The 25,235-nt window shown below is 43.6% G+C and carries 18 protein-coding genes; 11 read left to right on the plus strand and 7 right to left on the minus strand.

Annotation, left to right across the window (positions count from 1 at the left end; translation table 11 throughout):
• Position 1: 1 nt before the first annotated feature.
• The 5 genes from KUA50_RS02940 to KUA50_RS02960 form a co-directional block, all read right to left on the minus strand.
• Positions 2 to 688, minus strand: coding sequence for a glycoside hydrolase family 25 protein (locus KUA50_RS02940; protein ID WP_218457408.1), 687 nt, complete (start codon positions 686 to 688; stop codon positions 2 to 4).
• Positions 689 to 758: 70 nt separating this feature from the next.
• A complete protein-coding gene (locus tag KUA50_RS02945) occupies positions 759 to 1,454 on the minus strand; it encodes a hypothetical protein (protein WP_218457409.1) in 696 nt (231 codons plus the stop codon).
• Positions 1,455 to 1,646: 192 nt separating this feature from the next.
• Positions 1,647 to 2,939, minus strand: a complete 1,293-nt coding sequence (locus KUA50_RS02950) for a Na+/H+ antiporter NhaC family protein (RefSeq protein WP_218457410.1) — start codon at positions 2,937 to 2,939, stop codon at positions 1,647 to 1,649.
• A 61-nt stretch (positions 2,940 to 3,000) separates the two neighbouring features.
• Positions 3,001 to 4,497 carry a UxaA family hydrolase gene (locus tag KUA50_RS02955; protein WP_218457411.1) on the minus strand — a complete coding sequence of 499 codons (1,497 nt, stop codon included), beginning with the start codon at positions 4,495 to 4,497 and terminating at the stop codon, positions 3,001 to 3,003.
• 76 nt (positions 4,498 to 4,573) lie between these two features.
• Positions 4,574 to 5,638 carry a substrate-binding domain-containing protein gene (locus tag KUA50_RS02960; protein ID WP_218457412.1) on the minus strand — a complete coding sequence of 355 codons (1,065 nt, stop codon included), beginning with the start codon at positions 5,636 to 5,638 and terminating at the stop codon, positions 4,574 to 4,576.
• 376 nt (positions 5,639 to 6,014) lie between these two features.
• Here KUA50_RS02960 and KUA50_RS02965 point away from each other — a divergent pair, with 376 nt between their 5' ends.
• From KUA50_RS02965 to KUA50_RS02985, 5 genes are all read left to right on the plus strand, one after another.
• Positions 6,015 to 7,037: a sugar kinase gene (locus tag KUA50_RS02965; RefSeq protein WP_218457413.1), complete on the plus strand. Its 1,023-nt coding sequence runs from the start codon at positions 6,015 to 6,017 to the stop codon at positions 7,035 to 7,037.
• A gap of 79 nt (positions 7,038 to 7,116) precedes the next feature.
• On the plus strand, positions 7,117 to 7,788 hold the full coding sequence (locus tag KUA50_RS02970; RefSeq protein WP_022111177.1) for a bifunctional 4-hydroxy-2-oxoglutarate aldolase/2-dehydro-3-deoxy-phosphogluconate aldolase: 672 nt from the start codon (positions 7,117 to 7,119) through the stop codon (positions 7,786 to 7,788).
• A gap of 19 nt (positions 7,789 to 7,807) precedes the next feature.
• Positions 7,808 to 11,332, plus strand: a complete 3,525-nt coding sequence (locus tag KUA50_RS02975) for a DUF5112 domain-containing protein (protein ID WP_256624305.1) — start codon at positions 7,808 to 7,810, stop codon at positions 11,330 to 11,332.
• Positions 11,333 to 11,382: 50 nt separating this feature from the next.
• Positions 11,383 to 12,108, plus strand: coding sequence for a DUF5932 domain-containing protein (locus KUA50_RS02980; RefSeq protein ID WP_022111179.1), 726 nt, complete (start codon positions 11,383 to 11,385; stop codon positions 12,106 to 12,108).
• A gap of 59 nt (positions 12,109 to 12,167) precedes the next feature.
• The gene (locus KUA50_RS02985) at positions 12,168 to 12,755 is read left to right on the plus strand and encodes an AbgT family transporter (RefSeq protein ID WP_256624306.1); all 588 of its coding nucleotides are present in this window, start codon (positions 12,168 to 12,170) and stop codon (positions 12,753 to 12,755) included.
• A 272-nt stretch (positions 12,756 to 13,027) separates the two neighbouring features.
• Here the strand turns inward: KUA50_RS02985 and KUA50_RS02990 are convergent, their stop codons facing one another.
• Positions 13,028 to 14,029, minus strand: coding sequence for a hypothetical protein (locus KUA50_RS02990; protein WP_218457414.1), 1,002 nt, complete (start codon positions 14,027 to 14,029; stop codon positions 13,028 to 13,030).
• A 300-nt stretch (positions 14,030 to 14,329) separates the two neighbouring features.
• Between KUA50_RS02990 and KUA50_RS02995 the strand changes: the two genes are divergently transcribed.
• From KUA50_RS02995 to KUA50_RS03015, 5 genes are all read left to right on the plus strand, one after another.
• Positions 14,330 to 15,922, plus strand: a complete 1,593-nt coding sequence (locus tag KUA50_RS02995) for a capsule assembly Wzi family protein (RefSeq protein ID WP_218457415.1) — start codon at positions 14,330 to 14,332, stop codon at positions 15,920 to 15,922.
• A gap of 15 nt (positions 15,923 to 15,937) precedes the next feature.
• Positions 15,938 to 16,420: a lipocalin-like domain-containing protein gene (locus KUA50_RS03000; protein ID WP_256624307.1), complete on the plus strand. Its 483-nt coding sequence runs from the start codon at positions 15,938 to 15,940 to the stop codon at positions 16,418 to 16,420.
• Positions 16,421 to 17,241: 821 nt separating this feature from the next.
• Positions 17,242 to 18,801 (plus strand): ATP-binding protein, encoded by a 1,560-nt coding sequence (locus KUA50_RS03005; RefSeq protein ID WP_218457416.1) that lies wholly within the window; start codon positions 17,242 to 17,244, stop codon positions 18,799 to 18,801.
• 201 nt (positions 18,802 to 19,002) lie between these two features.
• Positions 19,003 to 20,589 carry an ATP-binding protein gene (locus tag KUA50_RS03010; protein WP_218457417.1) on the plus strand — a complete coding sequence of 529 codons (1,587 nt, stop codon included), beginning with the start codon at positions 19,003 to 19,005 and terminating at the stop codon, positions 20,587 to 20,589.
• 291 nt (positions 20,590 to 20,880) lie between these two features.
• A complete protein-coding gene (locus tag KUA50_RS03015) occupies positions 20,881 to 22,467 on the plus strand; it encodes an ATP-binding protein (RefSeq protein WP_218457418.1) in 1,587 nt (528 codons plus the stop codon).
• 181 nt (positions 22,468 to 22,648) lie between these two features.
• On the opposite strand, the gene KUA50_RS03020 is transcribed toward KUA50_RS03015, so the two are convergent.
• Positions 22,649 to 23,284, minus strand: coding sequence for a sugar transferase (locus KUA50_RS03020; RefSeq protein ID WP_218457441.1), 636 nt, complete (start codon positions 23,282 to 23,284; stop codon positions 22,649 to 22,651).
• Positions 23,285 to 23,572: 288 nt separating this feature from the next.
• Here KUA50_RS03020 and KUA50_RS03025 point away from each other — a divergent pair, with 288 nt between their 5' ends.
• Entirely contained in the window at positions 23,573 to 25,138 is a 1,566-nt protein-coding gene (locus tag KUA50_RS03025; RefSeq protein WP_218457419.1) for an ATP-binding protein, read from the plus strand.
• Positions 25,139 to 25,235 lie beyond the last annotated feature (97 nt).

The following is a 25,235-nucleotide window of genomic DNA, read 5'->3' on the forward strand; positions in this document are numbered from 1 at the left end:
TTTATCGGTGTCGGAATCTGATTTCTCTCAACTTATGTTTTCCCATAAATCGGCTTTTATCTACATAGCCGTTTACACCGTTGAGTCGTCCCTTTCCGGTATATTGCCACATCTCAATATCCCTGCCATCACGGAGCACAGGCTCTCGCTTGGTGTATTGGGCTATCATGATCTTGTAGCTGTTGAGCTTGCCGAGCAGGTAGTTGTCATAGAAGTTGGCACCTGTATAGACGAGCGGTTTCTGCTTGTAGGCTTTCTCTACGAGATGCAGGAACTTGAAGAGTGAGTCACAGAATTCCTTTGTAGGCAGGTTACTCTTGGTTTCCACGTCTATCATCGGCAGCAGATCCTGATCGCCAGGTCGGCATTGTGCCATGAAGTTTTTCAACTGAGTCTGCTGTGGAATGCGGGCACGATAGAAATGATATGAACCAACTTTCAGTCCATATCTGTGAGCCAGATCTATGTTTTGTTTATATTTGCTGTCCACGTTGGTTGCTCCTTCCGTGGCTTTGAGATATACGTAAGCCATTTTGGAGTTATCACCTACAGTTTCCCAGAACACATTGCCCTGATAGTGGCTCAGGTCGATGCCATGTACATGCTGACAGGTATCCTCGCATTGCACTTGCGCCTGGATGCCGAGGGACATGATTATTGCTATGATTACTATAAAAATACGCTTCATAAGTGCAAAGTTACGAAAAACGTCTGATATATGAGTCAGGCGTGCGTTTTTTTTATATTAATTTTATATTTTATTCTTCGATTTCAGAGAGTGATCTAAAGAAACCGTTGAAGAAGTTGCTGGCAGATTCTATTGGTGCATATCCGAAGAATCTCATGCTTCGGCGCAGGTTCTTGCGCATGGAACCGCCTGTGGTATGCACGAATCCTACCTGCGACTGCTGGAACTTGATGTCTTCCATGTCCTTGATGTTGTAGTATAGTGAGCGAAGGGTCAATTTATAGGCTCCTCTCTCTACCAACTTGACAAACGGGATTTCATCCTGTTCAAAGTTGAAGAAGGTGATGAGCACGCTTCCTTCCAGTTGAGCCATTCTCTGCAGATGCAGTTTGGTGAGCCAATTGTCGAGTTTTACGAAATCGACCTTGTCGCCCCGGGTACGAAGATAGAGTCCCAGTTGGATGATGCCCCTGATGCTGATGCCGCCGGAAAGCATGGCATTGGCATTGCTCACAATCAGTCGGAGCAGATAGATTGTTTCCATGGACGTATCAATGACGTGCGGTTCCTCTTTCTGAATCTTGGTCAAGCGTCTGTTGAGAAAACTGTTGTGCATGAGCACCTCACCTGAAGGCACGTTGTTCAGGTTTTTCATCATCTGCGCAATCTTTTTTTTCTTGAAGGTGGTCATCGCCTCCAGTTCCTCCTTTGTGCCGAAGTTTTCCGAGCGCAATTTCGTGAAAAGATTTCTCTGTAAAAAGTCCATCGTGATTCCTATTTTTAAAAATCCTTATTTCCTTCCATTTTCCTCCTTTTCATTCTTCTTCCTCCTTGTTCATTCCTTCCTCTCTTTCATTCTTCCTCCTTGTTCATTTTATCATTCCTTCCTTTATTCCTTTCTTTCATTCCTCCTTTTTCATTCTTCCTTCTCCCAGAAACTGAATTTCCTATTTATTCTTTAACTGAATCTTCTTGGATATCTGAAGAGAATGGCAAACAGGGCTGCTAAGCCGATAGCCATTGGATAATAGAGGTAAGGGATGATGTCGAGCGGACTGAGTCCTGAAAGTCCTGCTGCCAAGAGCATCTGCACGCCGTATGGTATCAATCCCTGTATGGTACAGGAGAAGGTATCAAGTATGCTTGCTGCTTTGCGGTTATCTACCCCAAACTTGTCACCTATCTTCTTAGAGATATTTCCCACGGTAAGAATCGCCACCGTATTGTTGGCAGTACAGATATTCACCATCGAAACGAGGGCAGCGATAGACAGTTCGGCACCTCTTTTGCTGTTTACATGAGCTGTAATCTTGGAGATGATGAAGTCGATGCCTCCGTTTTCACGGATGATCTCAAGCATACCTCCAGCCATCATAGCGATAATGATGAGTTCTCCCATTCCTATCACGCCATTGCCCATGGCAGAGAACCATCCGAAAATGTCGTAACCGCCGTCGATGATGCCGATGATGCCACAGAGAATGGAACCCAATGTCAGTACTGCCATCACATTCATGCCAGCAATAGCCGTGACGAGTACTACTATATAAGGTAGAACCTTCATGTATTGTACCGCATCGATATGGGTCGGTGCCTTGGTTCCTGCGCCCAATACGCCATATATAATCAGGATGATGATGGCAGCAGGGATGACGATGAGGGCATTTACTCTGAACTTGTCACTCATCTGGCAACCTTGCGTCTGGGTAGCTACAACCGTTGTGTCTGAGATAAAAGACAGGTTGTCGCCAAAGTAAGCTCCACCCACGATGATGGCTACGGTCAGTGCCAGGTTAGCATCCACAGAGTGGGCGAGACCTGCCGCGATGGGCACGAGAGCTACGATGGTTCCCACGCTGGTGCCTATCGAGAGCGATATGAAGCAGGCAGCGAGGAAGAGACCGGGTAATATCATGCTGGCTGGCAACAGGCTCAGGGCAAGGTTGACAGTAGCATCTACTGCTCCCATCGCCTTTGCCGATGCAGCGAATGCACCAGCCAGCACATATATCCATAGCATGAGCATGAGGTTGTTGGCTCCAGCCCCTCGACTATAGGTGTCGATGCGTTTTCTGATAGGCATACCGCCCGAGATGGCTACGGCATAAATGCTTGAAATCATGAATGCCACGGTGAGTGACAGGCTCGTATCCTTATGACTTTCCTCTGCGGAATATCCCGTAAAGAGGGCTATCATTGCTATCAATAAAATCAGTGGCGATAAAGCCAACAATCCTTTCTTATTACTCATTCTTCTTATATTTAGTAAGCGTGTAGGGTTCTTCTCTCTACACGCTTCGTTCTTCACTTCTTTAAAGTGTTACTCCATTTTTGAAGATGGAAATCTCGCGATAACCATTCTCCTCGTTGCGAGCTTCCTCTCCACTGGCTATGGAGATGATCTTGTCGATGAACTTGCGTACGAGGTCCTTCATCTCAGTGCCCTCTACGAGCTCGCCGGCATTGAAGTCAATCCAGTTTGGCTTGTTCTTTGCCAAGGTGCTGTTGGTAGAAATCTTCATGGTTGGTACGAAGGTGCCGAATGGGGTACCGCGACCGGTGGTGAAGAGAACCAACTGGCATCCTGCTGATGCCAAGGCTGTAGCTGCTACGAGGTCGTTGCCTGGTGCTGAAAGGAGGTTCAAACCATTTGTCTCCAGACGGTCACCATACTGCAATACACCGCTGACTGGTGCACGACCGCACTTCTGTGTACAACCGAGAGCCTTATCTTCCAATGTAGAGATACCGCCCGCCTTGTTGCCTGGTGAAGGATTCTCACCTACAGGTTCGCCATGACTCAGGAAGTACTCCTTGAAATCATTGATGAGATGAACGGTCTTGTCGAACAATTCCTTGTTCTCACAACGGTTCATGAGAATCGTCTCTGCACCGAACATCTCAGGCACCTCAGTAAGGATAGAAGTACCGCCCTGAGCAACGAGCCAGTCGGAGAACTCACCTACCAATGGGTTGGCAGTGATACCGCTGAACCCGTCAGAACCACCGCACTTCAAACCTACGCGCAACTTGCTGACAGGAACTTTCTGACGCTTGTCTGTTTTAGCCTTGTCGTAGAGCTGCCAGAGTATATCCATTCCCACTTCCAGTTCGTCGCCTTCCACCTTCTGGGTCACGAGCAACTTGATGCGATCCTTGTCATAGTCGCCGAGCATCTCCATGAACTCGTCAGGCTGATTATTCTCACATCCGAGTGAAAGAACGAGCACAGCACCAGCATTTGGATGGAGGCAGATGTCACGAAGCACCTTGCGGGTATTCTCGTGGTCGCCAGAGAGCTGGGAACAGCCGAAGTTGTGGTGCCAAGCATGGATGGCATCAATGCCCTCGCATTTTGTCTCCTCCTTGAGTCGCTCAACCAGTTTTTCCGCTACGCCATTCACGCAGCCTACGGTAGGAACTACCCAGATTTCATTTCTTACGCCAACCTCACCGTTCTTGCGCACGTAGCCCAGGAAGGTGCGGTCTTCCTTCTCGATGTTCAACTGCTCATCTACAGGATTGTAAGTATATTCCAAAGTGCCGGCAAGGTTGGTCTTGAGGTTGTTTTCGTTGACCCACTCACCCTGTTTCAGGTCTTTCTTTGCATGTCCGATAGGGTAACCGTACTTGATGATGTCCTTTCCTTCAGGCGCATCATCGATGAGCACTTTGTGTCCGGCAGGAGTATCCTGCAAGAGGGTGATAGACTTACCATCTACTTCGATGGTCTCGCCCTTCTTCATAGGGCACAAGCAAACCACTACCGAGTCGGCAGGGTTAATTTTGATAAAGCTTGATTGTTTCATCTGTAGTTATGTTTTTTAAATTTATAATTACATAAAATTCTATTTATTCTTATTTAAAAATATCCCCAGAATCTTCCTACAACTGCGTTCTGCGGTAGAAGTCGATATTCTCCTTCATCAGCAGCTCGATAGGCATATAGTTGACCGGTGTTACCTTTTTCTTGAGGACAAGTGCCCGGAAGAGCGTCTCCACACAGTTGTATCCTTGCATATAGGCATGCTGTGCGATGAGGAAGGAGATGCTACCTTCTCTCAGACATTTTGCATTCTTCTCCACCATATCATATCCCATAATTTGAACATCACGGCGGTTGGTCTTCAGCAGGAAGTCACCCACGATATGAGCCTTCGAGGTCAGGGTGATGCAATGGTGCGTATTCGGATTGGTGGCAAAGTATTTCTCCAGCATCTTCATGAACTCGGCGCGGGAACCATTGAGTGGCAGGTCGAGCACATTGATCTTGACGCTTGGGAAATGGTCGTGCATATAGTGGCGGAACCCAACCTCACGGTTGTCCTGCTGCTTGCTGACCACGATTCCGTTCTTTGTCTGTCTCATCAGCATAATCTCCTTTTCTTTGAAAGCAAGCATCATGAGCATCTTGGCAGCGAAGAATCCACTGCAGAAAGAATCCTGTCCGAAGAAGGAAAGCGGACGAAGGTCGGGCATGTAGGAGTCGAGTAAGATGAACGGAATGTTCAACTCATGCAATTGGTCGGTAAATGCTCTGGTAATTTCAAGAGATGAAGGCACGACGATGACACCCTCCGGCTTTTCTTCGACGATAGCCTTTCCCTGTTCGATGAAAGACTCCTCGCTGGAGCGCTCATAAAAGTTGATCTTCACGTTGATGTGAAAATCGCGTTTGCTTTCCTCACATTTGCGTGCACCTTCCTCTATCTCCTCCCAGTAAGCCTCAGATTCATGCTTCGGAAGTAGCAAGTAGAAGGTATATGACTTGTTGTATGCCAGAGCACTGGCATACATGTTAGGCTGATAGTTCATCTCCTTGAGCGCCTGTTCCACTTTTTCGCGGGCAGGTTTGGAGACATTAGGTCGGTCGTGGAGAACTCTATCGACAGTACCTACAGATACGCCAGCCCTTTCGGCGATATCTTTGATTCTTATTTTTTCGGCCATGTTTTAAGCGTTTGCTGGTTTTATGCCAATTTGTTATTAAACTAAGTCTATGATGCACTTTCTTTCACGTGCGTACATTAATATAATATATGTAGATGCGCTTGTTGTACTGTGCGAAGATGGTAATTCAGAGAACTTCCATTTTCCGTGTGTGCGTCCACATATAGAATATTCGGTACAAATTTACAATAAAAAATTGAATTGTGCGAATGCACAGCAACTTTTTTGCACAAAAACTAAAAAAAAACTCGATTTTGTTTCGTTATTTGAGAAATTATGATTATTTTTGCCACGATATTCGGAACAGAATGCAAATTATTTGATACTGAATTCGAAGAACAACTATAAAGAAACAAATTAAAAAACATTTCAAGCAATGGCAAAAATTGTAACATTAGGTGAGATCATGCTTCGTTTGTCTCCAGAAGGTAATGATCGTTTTATCCAGAGTGAATCATTCCGTATCATCCCTGGTGGTGGTGAGGCTAACGTAGCTGTCAGTGTAGCTAACTATGGTCATGAGGCTTACTTCGTATCTAAGTTGCCTAAGCATGAGATTGGTCAGATTGCAGTTAACGCCCTCCGTCGTTATGGCGTGAATACCGATTTCATTGCTCGTGGTGGCGACCGTGTTGGTCTCTATTATGCAGAGACAGGTGCTTCTATGCGTCCTTCTAAGGTAATCTATGACCGTGCTCATAGTTCTATCGCAGAGGCAGATCCATCTGATTTCGATTTCGACAAGATTATGGAGGGTGCTCAGTGGTTCCACTGGAGTGGTATTACTCCTGCTATCAGCGACAAGGCTGCTGAGTTGACCAAGTTGGCTTGTGAGGCTGCTAAGCGTCACGGTGTAACAGTTTCTGTTGACCTCAATTTCCGCAAGAAGCTCTGGACTTCAGAGAAGGCTATCTCTGTTATGCGTCCATTGATGCAGTATGTAGATGTCTGCATCGGTAATGAGGAAGATGCTCAGCTCTGCTTGGGCTTCAAGCCAGATGCTGACGTAGAGGGTGGTAAGACTGACGCTGAGGGATACTATGGTATCTTCCAGGGTATGATGAAGGAGTTTGGCTTCAAGTATGTAGTTTCTACACTTCGTGAGTCTCTCTCTGCTACACACAATGGTTGGAAGGCTCTTATCTACAACGGTGAGGAGTTCTACCAGAGCAAGCATTATGATATCAACCCAATCATCGACCGCGTAGGTGGTGGTGACTCTTTCTCTGGCGGTTTGATCCACGGTCTCTTGACTAAGAATACTCAGGCTGAGGCTTTGGAGTTTGCAGTAGCTGCTTCTGCTTTGAAGCACACTATCCCTGGCGACTTCAACCAGGTTTCTGTTGACGAGGTAGAGAGTCTTGCTGGTGGTAACGCTAATGGTCGCGTTCAGCGATAATTTAAGTGAAGAGTGTAGAATTCATTTGTGCTCTTCCTATTTAACATTTAACACTTAACATTTAATATTTAAATAAAAAATGGCAAAGTTTAGCAAAATGCAGGTCATGGCAGCCATGAAAGAGACTGGTATGGTTCCTGTATTCTTCAATAAGGATATTGAAATTTGCAAGAACGTCATCAAGGCTTGTTATGAGGGTGGCGTACGTGTATTCGAGTTTACTAACCGTGGTGATTTCGCTCACGAAATCTTCGGTGAGTTGGTAAAGTGGGCTGACAAGGAGTGCCCAGAGATGATTCTTGGTGCTGGTACAGTAGTTGATGCTGGTACTGCTTCTCTCTATCTCCAGTTGGGTGCCAATTTCATCGTAGGTCCTAACTTCAACCCAGAGATTGCTCCTGTATGCAACCGTCGCCTGGTTCCTTATTCTCCTGGTTGTGGTTCTGTAACAGAGATCAACAATGCTCAGGCTGCAGGTTGTGATGTAACTAAGGTATTCCCTGCAGGTAACGTAGGTGGTCCTTCATTCGTTAAGAATGTAATGGCACCTTTGCGCTGGAGCAATATCATGGTTACTGGTGCTGTAGAGCCAACTGAAGAGAACTTGACTCCTTGGATCAAGGCAGGTGTCCTCTGTGTAGGTATGGGTTCTAAGCTCTTCCCTAAGGAGACTGTAGCTGCTGGCGACTGGGCTGCAGTTACTGCTAAGTGTAAAGAGGCTCTTGGCTATATTGCCAAGGCTCGTGGTTAATTGAGATTTTAATGGCTTAATGGCCAAAATTAATATCACGCAAAAGTTCAGCGCCTCCATCGTGATGATGTTGGCGCTGTTTTTCTATTCAGCTTGTGGTCCTTCTCATAAGCAGGAGGTGGATCGGTTGAATACACTTTCATATGCCTATCACTACCGTAACCTTGATTCTACTAAAATGTTGGCACAGAGAGCTTTAGCTCTTTCTGATGACTATCGTGCCGGGTATGCTGAGGCTTGCAATAACTTAGCATTCGTAGAGATGGCAAAGATGAATTACAAGGAGGCTCGCCGATGGCTCGGTCTTGTGGAAGAAAAGAGCAACAATCAACTGGAGCTTCTCATTGCTGATGTGCAGATGATGCGCATCTGTCAGCGGGAATCTCACAACAAAGATTTTTATTCCTATCGCGAGAAAGCGATGGTGCGCTTGCGCCGCTTGGGCGAGGAGGCTTCCAATCTGCCACCCCGTGAGCGGCGACGTGCCACCTATGCTCATAGCGAATTTGATATCGTTGATGCCACCTATTGTTATTATGTCGGTCTGGAAGAACCGATGCTGAAGGCTTTGAACGATATTGATGCGGATGCTCTTGAGGCAGATACTGCCCAGTATCTCAACTATCTATATAATATCGGTTCGGGTGGTGCAATCACCAATGGAACGTCTGAACAGATAGCACAGACGGAATTTGACTATCTGATACAATGCTATATGTTGGCTTCAGCCGGACGAGTCATCATGCCCGATGGTACGATGGCCGGCGGTTATCCTTACTGGCAGGCTAATGCCCTTCAGGCTATCAGTGAACATCTGCAGAATGGAAGGATGCGAGATTTCCTCATCCGAAATAACCTGCCGGCTATCCAGTATCTGAATGTAGAACAGATGCCAGATACGCTCTTGGCTGGTAATTTAGCTCAGCGTGCGCTGAACCTTTTCATCTCTTATGGTGATATCTACCAGATAGCGGGTGGTTACCGTACGCTGTCTGAATGTTACTTCGCTATAGAGGATTATAATTCTGCAGGCGACTGTCTGCTTCGTGCCTTACAAGTGAGCAAGAATATCAAGTCAGCTCCCGATCTGGTGGCTTCTATCCGTGAACGACTTTGTTTGGTATATTCTGCGCTCGACAATAAACAGCAGAGTGACTACAACCGCAATATCTATCTTGACTTGCAGGAACGAACCCGTCAGGACAGGCAGTTGGAAGCTCGCGCCACCTTGCTTGATGATAATGCTCTGCAGCTCAATCTCATGATAGCAGCGGTACTCGTCATGATATTGCTCGTGGTCATCCTCCTGTATCTCTTCGACCGTATGCGAAGAAGAAAGATACAGTCTAAACCACTGTCTTCCCTGCTTGAACCTTTAGAGCAGTGGAAACAGCGTAATACACAGTATATCAATGATATAAATGAAATAACAGAAGAATTGAATGAAGAGATATCTATAGCCCGTTTGCATCTTGATGACAATAAAAAACGTAATTTGGAGCAGCGTGCTAAGGTCTCTTTAGTGAATAGCATCACACCTTTTATAGATCGCATGATTCATGAGGTGGATAAGTTGGCAGAGGATGATGAAAGTACCCCGGATGAGGTGAAACAGGAGCGGTATGAGTATATCTCAGAACTGACGGATAAGATCAACCAGTATAACACCATCCTGACCAACTGGATTCAGATGCGACAGGGAACTTTGAATCTCCGTATCGTCTCTTTCCCTCTCCAACCGCTTTTCGATATTGTGGCAAAGGGCAAGATGAGTTTCCAGATGAAGAAGATAAAACTCGATGTGCAGCCAACTGCAGCTAAGGTGAAGGCAGACCGCACCCTGACGCTCTTTATGATCAATACTATCGCCGACAATGCACGCAAGTTTACTCCTGCTGGAGGTAAGGTTACTGTTTCTGCAGAGGAACATGATAAATATGTAGAAATCGTCATCGCTGATACCGGTAAGGGAATGGATGAGGAACAATTGGCTCATGTCTTCGACCGTACCTATACGGGCGGTCATGGATTCGGACTCCTCAACTGCAAGGGTATCATCGAGAAATATAAGAAGGTGAGCAGTATCTTCAATATTTGTCATATTGAGGCAGAGAGTGAAGTGGGAAAGGGTAGTGTGTTCCGTTTCCGACTGCCTAAGGGAATCGGACGGATGATCGTTGGTGTCATTCTTTTGTTGGCATCATCCGTGTCGTCTTTTGCATCCCAGATACATCAGCATTCCCTGGCTACCGGAAAGGTTTCCCGAGAACTCACTTTGGCTGATGCCTTTGCCGACAGTGCTTATTTTAGCAATATCAATGGTACATACCAGCGTACCTTGGCATTTGCTGATTCTGCCATCTACTATCTCAATCAGCATTATCTGCGCCAGTATCCTCAGGGTAAAAATCTGATGGTGAGCAGTCCAAAACTCTCTCAAGCTGCCGAACTGAAATGGTTTGCTGATAGTGTGACGACCGATTACAGCATTATTCTCGACATTAGAAATGAGAGTGCGGTGGCTGCGCTTGCCTTGCATCAATGGACTTTGTATGATAGAAACAATAAGGTTTATACCAAACTCTTCCGGGAACGGAGTACTGATAATACACTGCCTGAGTATGTCCGCACGATGCAGAGTTCGGAAAACTCCAAGACGGTAGCTGTCATCCTGCTCTTTCTCCTGTTGTTGCAGTTGCCGATAGCCTACTATCTGCTCTATTATCGCCATGTAGTGACCTATCGCTTTGCGGTGGATCGCATCCGTGATATCAATCTTCTGTTGCTCAGCGACCAGTCTATACCGGAGAAGTTGAAGCGCATCAGGGAAATATGGAGTAAGAAGTCCCGGCATACCCGTGTCAATTTCCGTTTGGATGAGGTGGTGCATGAGATTGAGGAAGAACTGAAACGTGGACTGGATTTATCGAATGGCAAGGAGGCAGATAATCAACTGCTGGAAGATGAGTTGAGACGGGTGCGATTTGAAAATGATCGTTTGCACGTATCTAATTCTGTATTAGATAATTGCCTCTCTACGTTGAAGCATGAGACGATGTATTATCCGTCACGTATCCGACAGTTGATAGAGGCATCCCCTGATGATGTAGCTTCTCTGAAAGAATTGGTAGATTACTATAAATCCATCTATCTGATGCTGAGTGCGCAGGCGATGGAACAGGTGGAAACCAATCTGAAGTGTGATGCTGCGCTGAAGGATTATCTCTTCCGGCTGATACAGGAAACCGTGAAGGATCTTGCCAAGGCGCATGGTATTGCCATCACGCAAGTGAAACAGGAAATCAAAACTGTGCATACGGCTTATGCCACCTGCCAGTTTGTTTTCTCCGGATTGAGATACGATGACTCCTTGCATCATCTCCTTTTCACTCCGCTTACCGAGGATATGAGATTCTTAGTTTGCCGCCAGATTGTGAGGGAGATGGGAGAGACTACCAATCTTCGAGGCTGCGGTATCCAGGCAAAGTCTTCTGATGATGGATTCCTGGTCATTGAGGTAGTTCTGCCGGGGATGTTGGTATAGAATCAAAGATAGTTAAAACATAAATTCAACATAGACTAAAATAAACGACGATGGACAATTTTAAAGTAATCATAGTAGAGGATGTACCTTTGGAACTGAAAGGTACGGAAGGAATTTTCAAAAACGATATACCCGAAGCTGAGATTATCGGAACAGCTGACAGTGAGGTGAGCTATTGGAAACTCATCAAACAGCAGTTGCCTGACCTCGTGCTTCTCGATCTTGGTTTGGGCGGTTCCACTACGGTGGGTGTAGAAATTTGCCGCTATACCAAGGAACAGTATCCTAACGTAAAGGTATTGATTTTCACGGGAGAAATCCTGAATGAGAAGCTCTGGGTGGATGTTCTTGATGCAGGTTGCGATGGTATTATCCTGAAGAGTGGGGAACTCTTGACCCGTGGCGATGTGGCTTCCTGCATGAGTGGTAAGAAGATGGTTTTCAATCAGCCGATTCTGCAGAAGATCGTAGAACGTTTCAAGAAAAGTGTCAATAGTCAGTTGATGCGCCAGGAGGCTTTGGTAAATTATGAGATTGACGAATATGACGAGCGCTTCCTTCGCCATCTTGCCCTCGGTTATACCAAGGAGCAGATTACCAATTTGCGAGGTATGCCTTTCGGTGTGAAGAGTTTGGAGAAGAGACAGAACGAACTGGTACAGAAACTCTTCCCTGATGGCAACAATGGTATGGGCATCAATGCTACCCGTCTGGTGGTAAGAGCCTGCGAACTTCGCATCTTAGATATCGACAATCTCGAGGCTGATCCAGAATAAGCTGCGGCATCAAGAAAGATATAGAATAGGATTTAATCAGGAAAAGAATAGAGAGAACGATGAAGAAAATGAAGGTGTTTTCGTATTTGGCTTTAGGTTTGGGCGTGGCTCAAATCCTGCTGATGCTGACTTCGTGGCTGTTGACGGCTGCGATGCCGGAGGACTATAACCGTTCGCTCTTGAGTTCTGAGGGCATCCGCTGGTTCTTCGGTCAGTTCCAGGATCATTTAGCTTCGCCCGTATTAGTGTGGCTGGTGTTGGGTGGTATCACCTATGGAGCTTTCTGTAGAAGTGGTATTGTCCATTATAAGCCAGACGAGTATCGTCAGCGCTTTGCGATGGGCGTGGCAAGTTTTGAGTTAGGGGTATTTGTGATTATCATGTTGGCACTCACCCTGCTGCCTCATGCCATCCTTCTGAATGTGATGGGCGGTCTCTTTCCAAGCAGTTTTACGCAGAGCATCATACCTTATACCGCTTTTGCCGTAACCGTAGTCTGCTGCAGTTTCGGTGTTATCAGTGATAACCTGAAGGGAGTGGAGGATATTTTCTGCTGTATGTCGTATGGTATTTCTACGGCATCTCCTCTCATTGTGCTCTATGTATTCGCCGCCCAGTTGTTCTATTCAGTTCTGTATCTGATATAAGAACAGTTTCTTGAACGAATCATCATACGTGTTTTTATTATCTTGAAAGAAACGTTTGATTAATATAAAAAAATGAGGCTTCCCGTATTTTCCGTTGCAGGAGAAAGGGGAAGCCTCTGTAAATAACTCTCTATTGGTCCTTTTACCTATGTTGAACCTATTGAACTTTCATCTTTTACTATACTTAATTATTCAGCATGGTAAATGTTCCGCATTTTCTTGAATTTTATAACTCTTTTGTTTTTATATCTTATGAATTAATGTTTTCAAAATTATCTGCGTCCTCCGAAACTGCCGTGAGAACCACCACCATAACTTCTTGTAGGTCCACCTACAGAGCGGTTGCCACCACCGAAGGAGCGAGAACTGTTTCCGAAAGAAGCACCACCGTTTCCTGGATTAGAGCGAGGAGTGAAACTCCTGGATGGGCTGGTAGTATTGCCACTGCCAAAGCTGCGCATCATAGTAGAACCACTACCGAAACTGCCTCCACGGTTGCCACCGAAAGAACCACCAGGTCTGCTGTTGTTTGATGGATTCTCGCGGGTAACAGTAGTACGGGTACTGCTCTGGCGATTACCAAACTGACGGTTCTGGTTGCCGAAACTGCTGCTCTGGTTGCCGAAACCACCATTATTCTGTGGTCTGTTCACGCTCTGAGGGCGATAGTCATTGTTACGGTTCATATTTCCGAAGCTCTGTCCATTGCCACGACTCATGTTTCCGAAGCTCTGTCCACGTCCGAAATCTCCTCTATTGAATCCGTCACGCATGCCAACTCTTGGATGACCTTCTGGGCGAGGACCACCGAAATCACGTCCGTGATACCAGCTTCTACCACCATTCATTCTCCAACTGTGTCCTCCACGATAAGAAACGTAGAAGTGAGGGCGACCGAAGTAGAAGTAGTCGCGGTGAGGATATCTGGCGTAGATGCCGAAATGCCAGTAACCAGCGTCCCAGTAGAGAGGACGATAGAAATATGAGGCATTGATGAATGTACGATATTGCCAGTCCAGGAGGATATAGCTCAAGTCCATATTGCGCTGTCTCCAGTAGATTCCGTAGAGGTCATCCACTGTATTGACACTCATCAGATAATCGAGGTTGGTTTCGTAAGCAGCCTCATACTGATCGTCTGTGAGGTTCAGCTCGTATGCCATTTTATCTGTCAGGAAGAGAGCTTGCTGGCGAGCCTGCTCGTAACTCATTGCAGATGCTGTAGTGAAGGTCATTGTGACCATTGCTACAAGGGCTAATATAAACTTCTTCATAATCATATCTCTTTATAAGTTTGACTTCTTGTTTTATTTCTGCTGCAAAGATACGGCGAAATATCTGGCAGCGGAAAGGTTTTTCCCTAAAGAGGTGGGGGAAATTCCCTAAAGGTCATTATAGGTTTGGTTTTAAGAGGGATTTGGCAGGGATGATAGTTTTATATTTCCCATATATTTCGCTCAATTCTGTCTTTTGTTTTTTGCTTATTCCTATTTCTTAATATAATAACTTGTTCCTTATATATAATAAAAGGAGAAAAAATCCGTTATTATTAAAACTTTCGAAAGTAATTATAGATGAAATTTAATCAGACTAATAAGAAAAAAGCGCTTGCTTTTGGTGCATTCCTGCTTTTGCCTCTCTCGGTTTCTGCCCAATATCTTTGGCAGGAGGATGTAGATCCGGGTAAATTGGACCTGGGCAAGGACATTCATTACAATGTGGAGATGCAGGGTTCTTTCTCCAAGGGTAAGACTCCGCTCTGGCTCAATGCCAATAAGCATGGACTCAGTTCGCTGGAGAAGAATAATGGGTATCTCCGTGGTAGTGTCATCCGTCCGTTGGGTACTGATTCTGCCCGTCGTTGGGGCATCGGATATGGTTTGGATGTAGCAGCACCGATTCATTATACGAGTAATGTGGTGGTTCAGCAGGCTTTTGTGGAAGCTCGCTGGCTGCATGGTGTGCTGAGTATTGGTGCCAAGGAGTATCCGATGGAACTGAAGAATCAGACTTTGAGTAGTGGTAGCCAGACTTTGGGTATCAATGCTCGTCCGGTACCTCAGGTTCGCCTGGCATTGCCGGAGTATTGGACCCTTCCTTTTGCCCATCATTGGTTAGCCATCAAGGGACATATTGCCTATGGTAGGATGACCGATGAGAACTGGCAGCACGATTTTACCCAGCGCCAGTCCAAGTATGCTGATGGTATGCTCTATCATAGCAAGGCGGGATATCTGAAGATAGGTAATGAAGGTTTTTTCTTCCCGCTGAGCGTGGAGTTGGGACTGGAAATGGCAGCTGAGTTTGGAGGAACTCCGTATAAGAAAAAAAAGGATGGCGTGATGCAGGCTGAACCTACTCAAGGAGGTTTGAAGGGTATGTGGCAGGCTTTTATCCCAGGCGGTTTCGATGCTTCTGATGGAGAGTATCATAATGTGGCAGGTAATATGCTGGGCAGTTGGGTGTTCCGTATCAATTATGATGCTGATTCCTGGAAACTCGGATTTTACGGAGACCATTTCTTCGAGGATCATAGCGCTATGTTCTTCCTCGATTATGATGGATATGGTACGGGTGATCAATGGAATACTCACACCAAGCGCCGTTATTATCGATATAAGTTGAAGGACATGCTTCTTGGATTGGAGTTGAATCTTAAATATGGTACTTGGTTGCGCAATGTGGTCTTAGAGTATATTTACACAAAGTATCAGAGCGGTCCTTACAATCACGATCGTACACAGAATATTCCAGACCATCTTGCAGGTAGTGATGATTATTATAATCATTCCAATTATCCAGGCTGGCAGCATTGGGGACAGGTGATGGGTAATCCGCTTTACCGTTCTCCAATTTATAACACCGATGGTAGCATCCAGGTTTTAAATAACCGTTTTGTTGCTTATCACTTAGGTTTTGACGGTATGCCAACTGAACGTTTCGGATATAGAGTGTTGGGTACATTCCAGAAAGGATGGGGTACTTATTGGATTCCATTCAATAAAATGCATCACAATATCAGCTTCTTGGTTGAGGGTGCTTATCACTTTAACCATGATTGGAAGGTGAAAGGTGCGTATGGTATGGATTTTGGAAGCGACCAGATGTTGGGTCATAATGCTGGTTTCCAGTTGACGGTAAGCAAGTCTGGCATCTTTAAACTTTAATAGCGGAGTATGAATATGTTTACGAAAAAATATAAGATTGTTCACGCCATGATGGTAGCTTTTGTAGCTATTAGCATGTTTGCTTTCTCTTCCTGTGAACTGGAATCCAGTGACAATGGCAAGCTTGATGGCTTCTGGCATCTGGAGAGTATTGATTCTCTTGAGAATGGCAAGACGGTTGATATGTCTAAGTTGCATGTCTTCTGGGGAATTGAGTTTAAACTGATTGCGGCAACACAGTATGACAATAATACTGAGCGGATGTATTTCCGCTTTGAGCAAACTTCTGATAGTTTGAAGATTACTCAGGCTTTTATTAATCATGGCCATCAGGACAATGGTGAAGATGGAGGTGATATTCCTTTGACTGAGGTTACCAACGATTTGCGATACTACGGAATCAATAATCTTCCGGAAGGTTTCGCTAAAGAAGCACTCAGCGGTAGCAAGATGATTCTTCGTTCGAAGACCTTGAGATTGAAATTCAAGAAGTTCTAAACGACTTCTTGTTTTAAAAATATTCAAAAGTCGGATTGATGTCAAAGTCAGTTCGGCTTTTTGGTTGCTTTCTGAAAGTGCTATTTGCTTTTCCATTTTTTCCATTTTTTGTTTGTTATACCAAATTCTGCCACTTCAAGTTCTGAAGGACGCTGCAAAGTTACAGTTTCTCTGGCACTCACTTATCCCTTTTGATGCTTTTCTATCCCTTTTGATGCTTTTCTATGCTTTTCTATCCCTTTTGATGCTTTTCTCTTTTGTATTCGTTTTCTCAAACAAGTCATTTAGGGCCTGTAATCAAGTCGTTTAGAACAGCGAAACAAGTCATTTAGGACCTGTAAACAAGTCATTTAGGACTGCTAATTAAGTCATTTCCTCATTGCAAACAAGTCATTTCCTCATCGTAAACAAGTCATTTCCTTCCTTCAAATGGCTTGTTCCTGAAAAGCGTAAAGTTTTACAAAAAATCTCAAGGGTGTCGGTGACACCTACTTTTCATCTTTTTTTTATGCATTGGAGCCACTACCCTCCAATTTGGATGTCTCCCTCTGATTATCAATCTTTTATCTATTTTCGCGCGGTAAGTCATAAAAAAAGAGTATATAAAAGTGTCACCTGTCACCGTTTTCTGTCAAGCCCTTTATTGGAGCCAGTTTGTTGGGTGACACCAGTGACACGAGTTTCCTGTTTTTTTGTGGAGGGGTCTGTCACCCCTGTCACCCATCGGTATTGCGAAAATATTTGTCGTTATTAAATAAATAGCAAGAATCATTTGGCAGTTTCGTGGAAAAAATGTAACTTTGCGGAAAAATGTGAGCAATATGAAATATCCTATAGGAATCCAGACTTTCGACAAAATAATCGATGGTGGTTACTCTTATGTAGATAAGACTGCCCTTGTGTATAAAATGGCGCATTATGCGCAAAATTTGTTTCTGAGTCGTCCTCGACGATTTGGAAAATCGCTTCTTGTATCTACTCTTCAGGCTTATTTTGAGGGACGCAAGGATTTGTTCAAAGGACTTGCTATCGAAAAACTGGAACAGGAATGGGAGGTCTATCCTGTGATTCATATAGATATGAGTAGAGGTAAGTATTATCAGTTGAAGAATTTGCACGCTATCCTTAATGGAATCTTGTCGAATTATGAGGATTTGTATCATGTGGGGACTCTCTCTGAAAATTCTGATGTCTATAGCGAAAGATTGGCTAACATTATAGCGGCTGCTTGTCAGCAGACTGGCAAGCAGGTCGTAGTTCTCATTGATGAGTATGACGCACCGATGCATGACTCTATGAATGATGAAAAATTACAAAATCAAATCAGGAATGTCCTGCGTGATTTCTTCAGTCCATTGAAGCAGCAAGATGCCAACCTACGTTTCGTCTTCATTACGGGTATTTCAAAGTTTAGTCAGTTAAGTATTTTCAGCGAACTTAACAACTTGAAAATCTTAACCATGAAGAATGAATATGCCACAGTCTGTGGATTTACGGAAGAGGAAATTCTTAAAAAATATACGGAAGACATCGAAGCCTTTGCCGAGGAAAATGAGATGACTTATGATGAAGCCGTGGCTGCTTTGCGCTACCATTATGACGGATATCATTTCTCAGAGAAGTCACCTGGCATCTATAACCCATTCAGTATCATCAATGCATTGGATGATAAAGAATTGAACAGCTATTGGTTCTCCTCGGGCACTCCAACGTTCCTGGTTGAACTTTTACAGAAAAAGGGCTTGGACATGCTCCAGATAGATGACCTCTGGGCATCAGATAAGCGTTTTGATGTGCCAACTGAGAAAATAACGGACCCAATCCCAGTCTTGTACCAGAGTGGCTATCTTACTATCAAAGAGTATGATAAGCAAAGTAGGCTGTATCGTTTGGGCTTTCCTAATGAGGAAGTGCGTCAGGGCTTCTCTACGAGCCTCTTCCGATATTATTCTCCTGATGGTATGGGGAAGTATGATGCTTTGTGCCGTGCATACTATGACTGTGTGGTGCGAGATGGTGACATGGACGCATTTTTGTCTCACCTAAAAACATTCTACGACAAATTTCCTTATACATTGGTCAATAACAATGAACGTCATTATCAAGCGGTGATGTACACGATATTTGCCATGTTAGGAACTGATATTACCCCCGAACAACCAACTTCTGATGGTAGAATTGATATGGTCTTGAAGACAGATGACTATATCTACATCTTTGAGTTGAAGTATGGCAAGGATGCTGAAACTGCCATTACTCAGATAGAGAATAAAAAGTATGCAGCTGCCTTTGCTGATGATAAGCGTGAGAAGGTGTTGGTTGGTATCAACTTCTCTGAGGATAGCCGCACGATTGATGATTGGAGTGTGATAGGAATGTAGTCATTCGAAATCGCTGTTATTCTGCTATTTGTGGTTTTGATATTACCGAACTAACTTCGGTTATGAAATCTGATGTGCAAAGATTAGGTGAATCTTTAGGATTGGCATATTTTTCATATATGTTCTTCTGAGGAATATTTATTGTGATAAATTTTGTTGTGTCGAAGAAAAAGTGTAACTTTGCGGAAAAATGTGAGCAATATGAAATATCCTATAGGAATACAATCTTTTGAGCAAATCATTCAAGGTGGTTTTGTGTATGTTGATAAGACAGACTTAGTCTATCAACTAGTATATAGTGGAAAAATTTATTTTCTGGGTCGCCCTCGGCGATTTGGAAAGAGTCTTCTCGTATCTACATTGGAACAATATTTCCTTGGGAACAAGGAACTTTTCAAGGGGCTTGCTATGGACAAGCTGGAGACAGAATGGAAGCAATACCCGGTGTTTCATGTAGATTTCAGCACAGGCAATTACTTGAATGATGGAGCTTTGGAAGAAAAATTATCGGGGACAATTTCGCGATGGGAGACACGGTATGGTGTAGAGAACACTTATGATGATTTGGGCTTGCGTTTCCAAGAGGTACTTCGTGCTGCTCATGAGAAGACAGGGCTAGGTGCTGTCGTGCTCATTGATGAATACGACAAGCCAATTTTGGACGTACTAGACCTTGACTATCAGGTGGAGCACTTAGGTAAGATGATTAGTTTGGAGGAAAAGCATCGCAACATCATGAAGTCGTTTTATGCTACTTTCAAGGGGGCTGATGCTGACCTTCGCTTTGTTTTCCTCACAGGTGTTACAAAGTTCTCGCAAATTAGCATGTTCAGCGGGTTCAACCAGCCTGATGACATCAGTTTGAATCGTAACTACGAGTCTATATGTGGAATTACCAAGGATGAGTTGGTCAGATATTTTGCTGAACCAATTAAGGAACTTGCAGAAGATTACGATTGTAGTTATGACGAGATGCTGACTATGCTTAAACAGAAATATGATGGCTATCATTTCAGTAAACGCATGACAGATATTTTTAATCCCTTTAGCATCCTGAATGCCTTTAACCAGATGGACTTCGGAAACTATTGGTTTAAGAGTGGCACACCGACTTATCTGGTTCGTTTGCTTTCTCATTTTGACCAAAACATGAATGAGCTGATAGGAAAGTATTATTCCACAAGTCAGTTTGATGATTATAAGGCGGATGTAGAAATGCCATTGCCTATGATTTATCAGAGTGGTTATCTGACTATCAAGGGTTTTGATCGTGACACGCAATCGTATCTTCTTGACATCCCAAACAATGAGGTGCGTGAGGGGTTGTTGACGGTGCTCGCTAACAATTACTTGAAGACGAAAGAGGATTCTGCGAGTTGGCTTATCAGTTCTGTACATCAGTTGAAGCGAGGCAAGCTACAGGAATTCATGGATTCGCTCACAGCTTTCCTCGCCAGCATTCCGTACAGTGTACGCCGCAGGAATGATGAGCGAGAGTATGAGCGATACTTCGATTATACTTTCTATTTGCTCCTCCGTATGCTGAGTTGCTATATGCTCTTTCGTGAGAAGGAGACGAGCAAGGGTAGGGCGGATTGTGTCTATGAAACCCCTAACGATGTCTATATCTTCGAGTTCAAACTGGACGGATCGGCGGAAGGAGCCTTGCTGCAGATAGAGGACAAGGGTTATGCCAAGGCGTACGCTACGGATGCCCGACATATTCATCAGATAGGTGTCAACTTCTCGTCGAAGTCTGGTACGATAGAGGAGTGGAAGGAAAAGTGAATCTGAAACTATAGTAAAGAGAGTCATACAAGAACTTTCAATTGGGCTATCCTAATGAGGAAGTTCGTCAGGGATTTTCAGAAAGTCTTTTCCGTTACTATTCTCCTGATGGGTATTAATTTCTCAGATGATAGTCGAACTATTGATGATTGGAGTGTGATAGGAGGGTAGTCATTCATTCGATGTTGATATGTGCGATCTTTTTATATATGTTCTTCTGAGGAATATTTATTGTGATAAATTTTGTTGTGTCGAAGAAAAAGTGTAACTTTGCGGAAAAATGTGAGCAATATGAAATATCCTATAGGAATACAATCTTTTGAGCAAATCATTCAAGGTGGTTTTGTGTATGTTGATAAGACAGACTTGGTCTATCAACTAGTATATAGTGGAAAAATTTATTTTCTGGGTCGCCCTCGGCGATTCGGAAAAAGTCTTCTTGTGTCAACCTTGGAACAATATTTCCGTGGAAACAAAGAGCTATTCAAGGGTCTTGCTATTGACAAGCTGGAAACAGAATGGAAACAATATCCTGTGTTTCACATAGATTTCAGTACGGGCAATTATCTGAATGATGGAGTTTTAGAAGATGTGTTGTCGGATAATCTCACCGAATGGGAAACTCAATATGAAGTTGCCAAGACCAGTAATGACTTGGGGTTGCGCTTTCAAAAAGTGCTTCGAGCTGCTCATGAGAAAACGGGACTTGGTGCCGTTGTGCTCATTGATGAATACGACAAGCCAATCTTGGACGTAATAGAACTTGACTATCGGGTCGAACATCTTGGTAAGATGATTAGTTTGGAAGAAAAGCATCGTAACATCATGAAGTCTTTCTATACCACTTTTAAGGGGGCTGACGCAGACCTTCGCTTTGTGTTCCTCACTGGTGTTACGAAATTCTCGCAAATCAGCATGTTCAGTGGATTTAACCAACCTGCTGACATCAGCTTAAGCAGAAATTACGAAGCTCTCTGTGGTATTACCAAGGATGAGCTGGTGAAATATTTTGCCGAGCCTATAGCGGAAATTGCCCAGATATATCATTGCACGGAAGAGGAGATGCTGCAAAAGTTGAAAATGAAATATGACGGCTATCACTTCAGTGAGAAAATGGTGGATGTTTTCAATCCTTTCAGCTTGCTCAATGCTTTTTACAACATGAAGTTAGGTGGGTATTGGTTTAAAAGCGGCACGCCTACTTACCTTGTGCGTCTGTTGAATCATTTTGATGAGAATCTTGATGAATTGGTAGGAAAATATTATGGGGTGCCACAGTTTGATGACTATAAGGCGGATATAGAGAAGCCTTTGCCGATGATTTACCAAAGCGGCTATCTCACCATCAAGGATTATGACCAGGACACGGAGTCGTTCTTGCTCGATATCCCTAACAATGAAGTGAGAGAAGGACTTCTTACAATCTTGGCAAATGCTTATCTCCAGACAAAGGAGGATTCTGCAAGTTGGCTCATTACTTCTGTACATCAGTTGAAGCGAGGCAAGCTACAGGAATTCATGGATTCGCTCACAGCTTTCCTCGCCAGCATTCCGTACAGTGTACGCCGCAGGAATGATGAGCGAGAGTATGAGCGATACTTCGATTATACTTTCTATTTGCTCCTCCGTATGCTGAGTTGCTATATGCTCTTTCGTGAGAAGGAGACGAGCAAGGGTAGGGCGGATTGTGTCTATGAAACCCCTAACGATGTCTATATCTTCGAGTTCAAACTGGACGGATCGGCGGAAGGAGCCTTGCTGCAGATAGAGGACAAGGGTTATGCCAAGGAGTACGCTACGGATGCCCGACATATTCATCAGATAGGTGTCAACTTCTCGTCGAAGTCTGGTACGATAGAGGAGTGGAAGGAAAAGTAAATCTGAAACTCAACAGTAAAGAGATTCATACAAGAGCTTTCAATTGGGCTATCCTAATAAGGAGGTAGAGGAGGCTTTGGTGGATTTGCAAAGTAGGTGCATGGAAGGATAAATGTATTCATATAAACAATTAGGGCAAGCAACCAGAATTGTTGCTTGCCCTAATTTCTTAAGTTTATTCTTAGAATTTCTTTCCAAATGCGATGTTGATGAAAGTCTTGATGAGAATCTTAGCATCAAACCACCATGAGCGGTGCTCCAAATAATAGAGATCTAAATCCAGACGTCGCAGCATTTTCTCCATGGTGTCAGTATAACCATTATAGAGCGTAGCGTAGGAGGTAACTCCAGGACGAATCTGATAGAGATACTCATATCGAGGATCGTGCTTAATTATTTGATCGATATAGAACTTGCGCTCAGGGCGAGGACCAATAAACGCCATATCACCCTTGAAAACATTCCAGAGTTGAGGCAGTTCATCGAGATGATGGTCGCGAAGGAAAACTCCAATCTTTGTCATACGAGTATCCTTTTTGTGCCCGAAAAGCTGAGGACCATTCTTCTCTGCATCCACTCTCATAGAACGGAATTTATAGATATAGAAAGGTCGTCCAAATCGTCCGATGCGTTCTTGCTTGAAGATAGCAGGACCTCCATCCTCTCTTCTCACCAGAATGTAACAGATGACAAATAGAGGTGAGAATATGATGAGACTTATGCCTGAAAGCAAAAAGTCACCGATGCGCTTGATATTGCGCTCAAACTCATTCATGCCATCAGCAATGAATCGAGGATTGTTTACATCGGAATTCATCTTGATATAAGATGGTATTTGAGATGTTTCTTCTATTGGAAGCTCAACCTCTTCGTAGGAAGCAAGCTTGTTTATAGGCATTGTGTTCATTCTTTAACTTTTACATTTATTTTATTAACGATAGAGTAATATGAATATTGTATGAAATTACTTTTTTTTTCAATTTTTCTCTCTATTTTTTTAGACTACTATATATTGATATTAGAAAATAGGTAGTTTCCTTAAAAATATGAGTAAAATTTTGGAAAATCCGTAGAAAACCCTTATCTTTGCAGAAAACTGAGTATTATGGCAAAAATAGTTAATTTCTATCCTGTAGGAATACAGACTTTTGAGAATATTCGTGAGGGTAATTATCTCTATGTAGATAAGACAAAATATATCGTGAATTTTCGAGAGAAAAAGATGAAGTTTATCTTTCTGAGTCGTCCCCGACGATTTGGAAAGTCTCTCTTTGCATCTACCCTTCAGGCTTATTTCGAAGGAAGAAAAGAACTTTTTGAAGGACTTGCTATTGCCGATTATGAGAAAGAATGGGTGAAATATCCAGTCTTTCATTTTGACATGAGTGGTGCTAAGCACATGGATGCAGAAGCATTGGACAGTTATCTTAATCTGGAACTTTTACCTTACGAAAAACTTTATGGTAAAGGGGAAGGTGAGACTTATCCTAATGAAAGACTGGAAGGTATCGTAAAGCGCGCTTACAAGCAGACAGGTCAGAAGGCTGTAGTCATCATTGATGAATATGATGCTCCGTTGTTAGATGTAGTGCATGAGAAAGACAACCTGCAACAACTCCGTCGTATCATGCAAAACTTCTATAGCCCTCTGAAAAAGCTTGACCCACATTTGGAATTCGTTTTCATCACAGGTATCACCAAGTTCTCTCAGCTTAGTATCTTTAGTGAGTTGAACAATCTGGAAAATATCAGTATGTTCGATCAATATTCCGCCATTTGCGGTATAAGTATGACGGAACTTACTTCTGTAATGAAGCCTGATGTTGAAGGGTTGGGTGATGCTCTTGGATTAACCTATGATGAATGTTTAGAAGAACTTCGCTTATATTATGATGGTTATCACTTCAGCAAGCATTCCGAGGATGTTTTCAATCCTTTCAGCTTGATTCGCGCCATGAATGGTCAAGCCATAGAATCCTATTGGTTTGGTTCTGGTACGCCAAGTTATCTGATAAAGAGTTTGCAGAAATACCATGTTAACGTGATGGATATAGAGACAAAAGGAGTTACTATTGATGATTTCGATGTATCTCCCGAGCAGATGACTTCCGCCTTACCTTTGCTCTATCAGAGTGGCTATCTTACAATCAAGGGCTATAAGCCCCTTACCAAGAGCTATCAGTTGGGTTATCCTAACAAGGAGGTGAGGATAGGAATGTTGCGAAGTCTGTCTCCTAACTATCTGTCTCCAGTTTCAATAGACAACAATGGTTTAGTGACAGAGTTCATAGATTATCTTTATGATGAGAATATTGAAGGGGCAATGAATTGTCTGAAGGCTTATCTCTCAAGTATTTCTAACCGTTTAAGCAATAAGAATGAGCGTGATTTTCAAACGGTTTTTTATCTGATATTCAACCTGATGGGAGCGTTCATTAAGGTGGAAGAGGAGAGTGCTATTGGTAGGGCTGATGCCGTACTACAGTTGCCTAATACGATTTATGTGTTTGAACTTAAGTATGATGGATCTGCAGAAGATGCATTGCGACAGATTGATGAAAAGGGTTATTTAATACCTTATACTGCAAGTGGTAAGAAACTTGTGAAAGTAGGTGTGAACTATGACAGTACCCAGCGGACGATAGGAGAGTGGCTAATTAGAAAAGGTTAGCATAATTCTAAAAATGTTCAATAAGGGCAAGCAATGATTTCGTTGTTTGCCCTTATTGATACAGGTTCTTTGAAAGAGTTCTGTCTATATTGCGTAT

This window comes from Segatella hominis (assembly GCF_019249725.2).
Lineage (GTDB): Bacteria > Bacteroidota > Bacteroidia > Bacteroidales > Bacteroidaceae > Prevotella.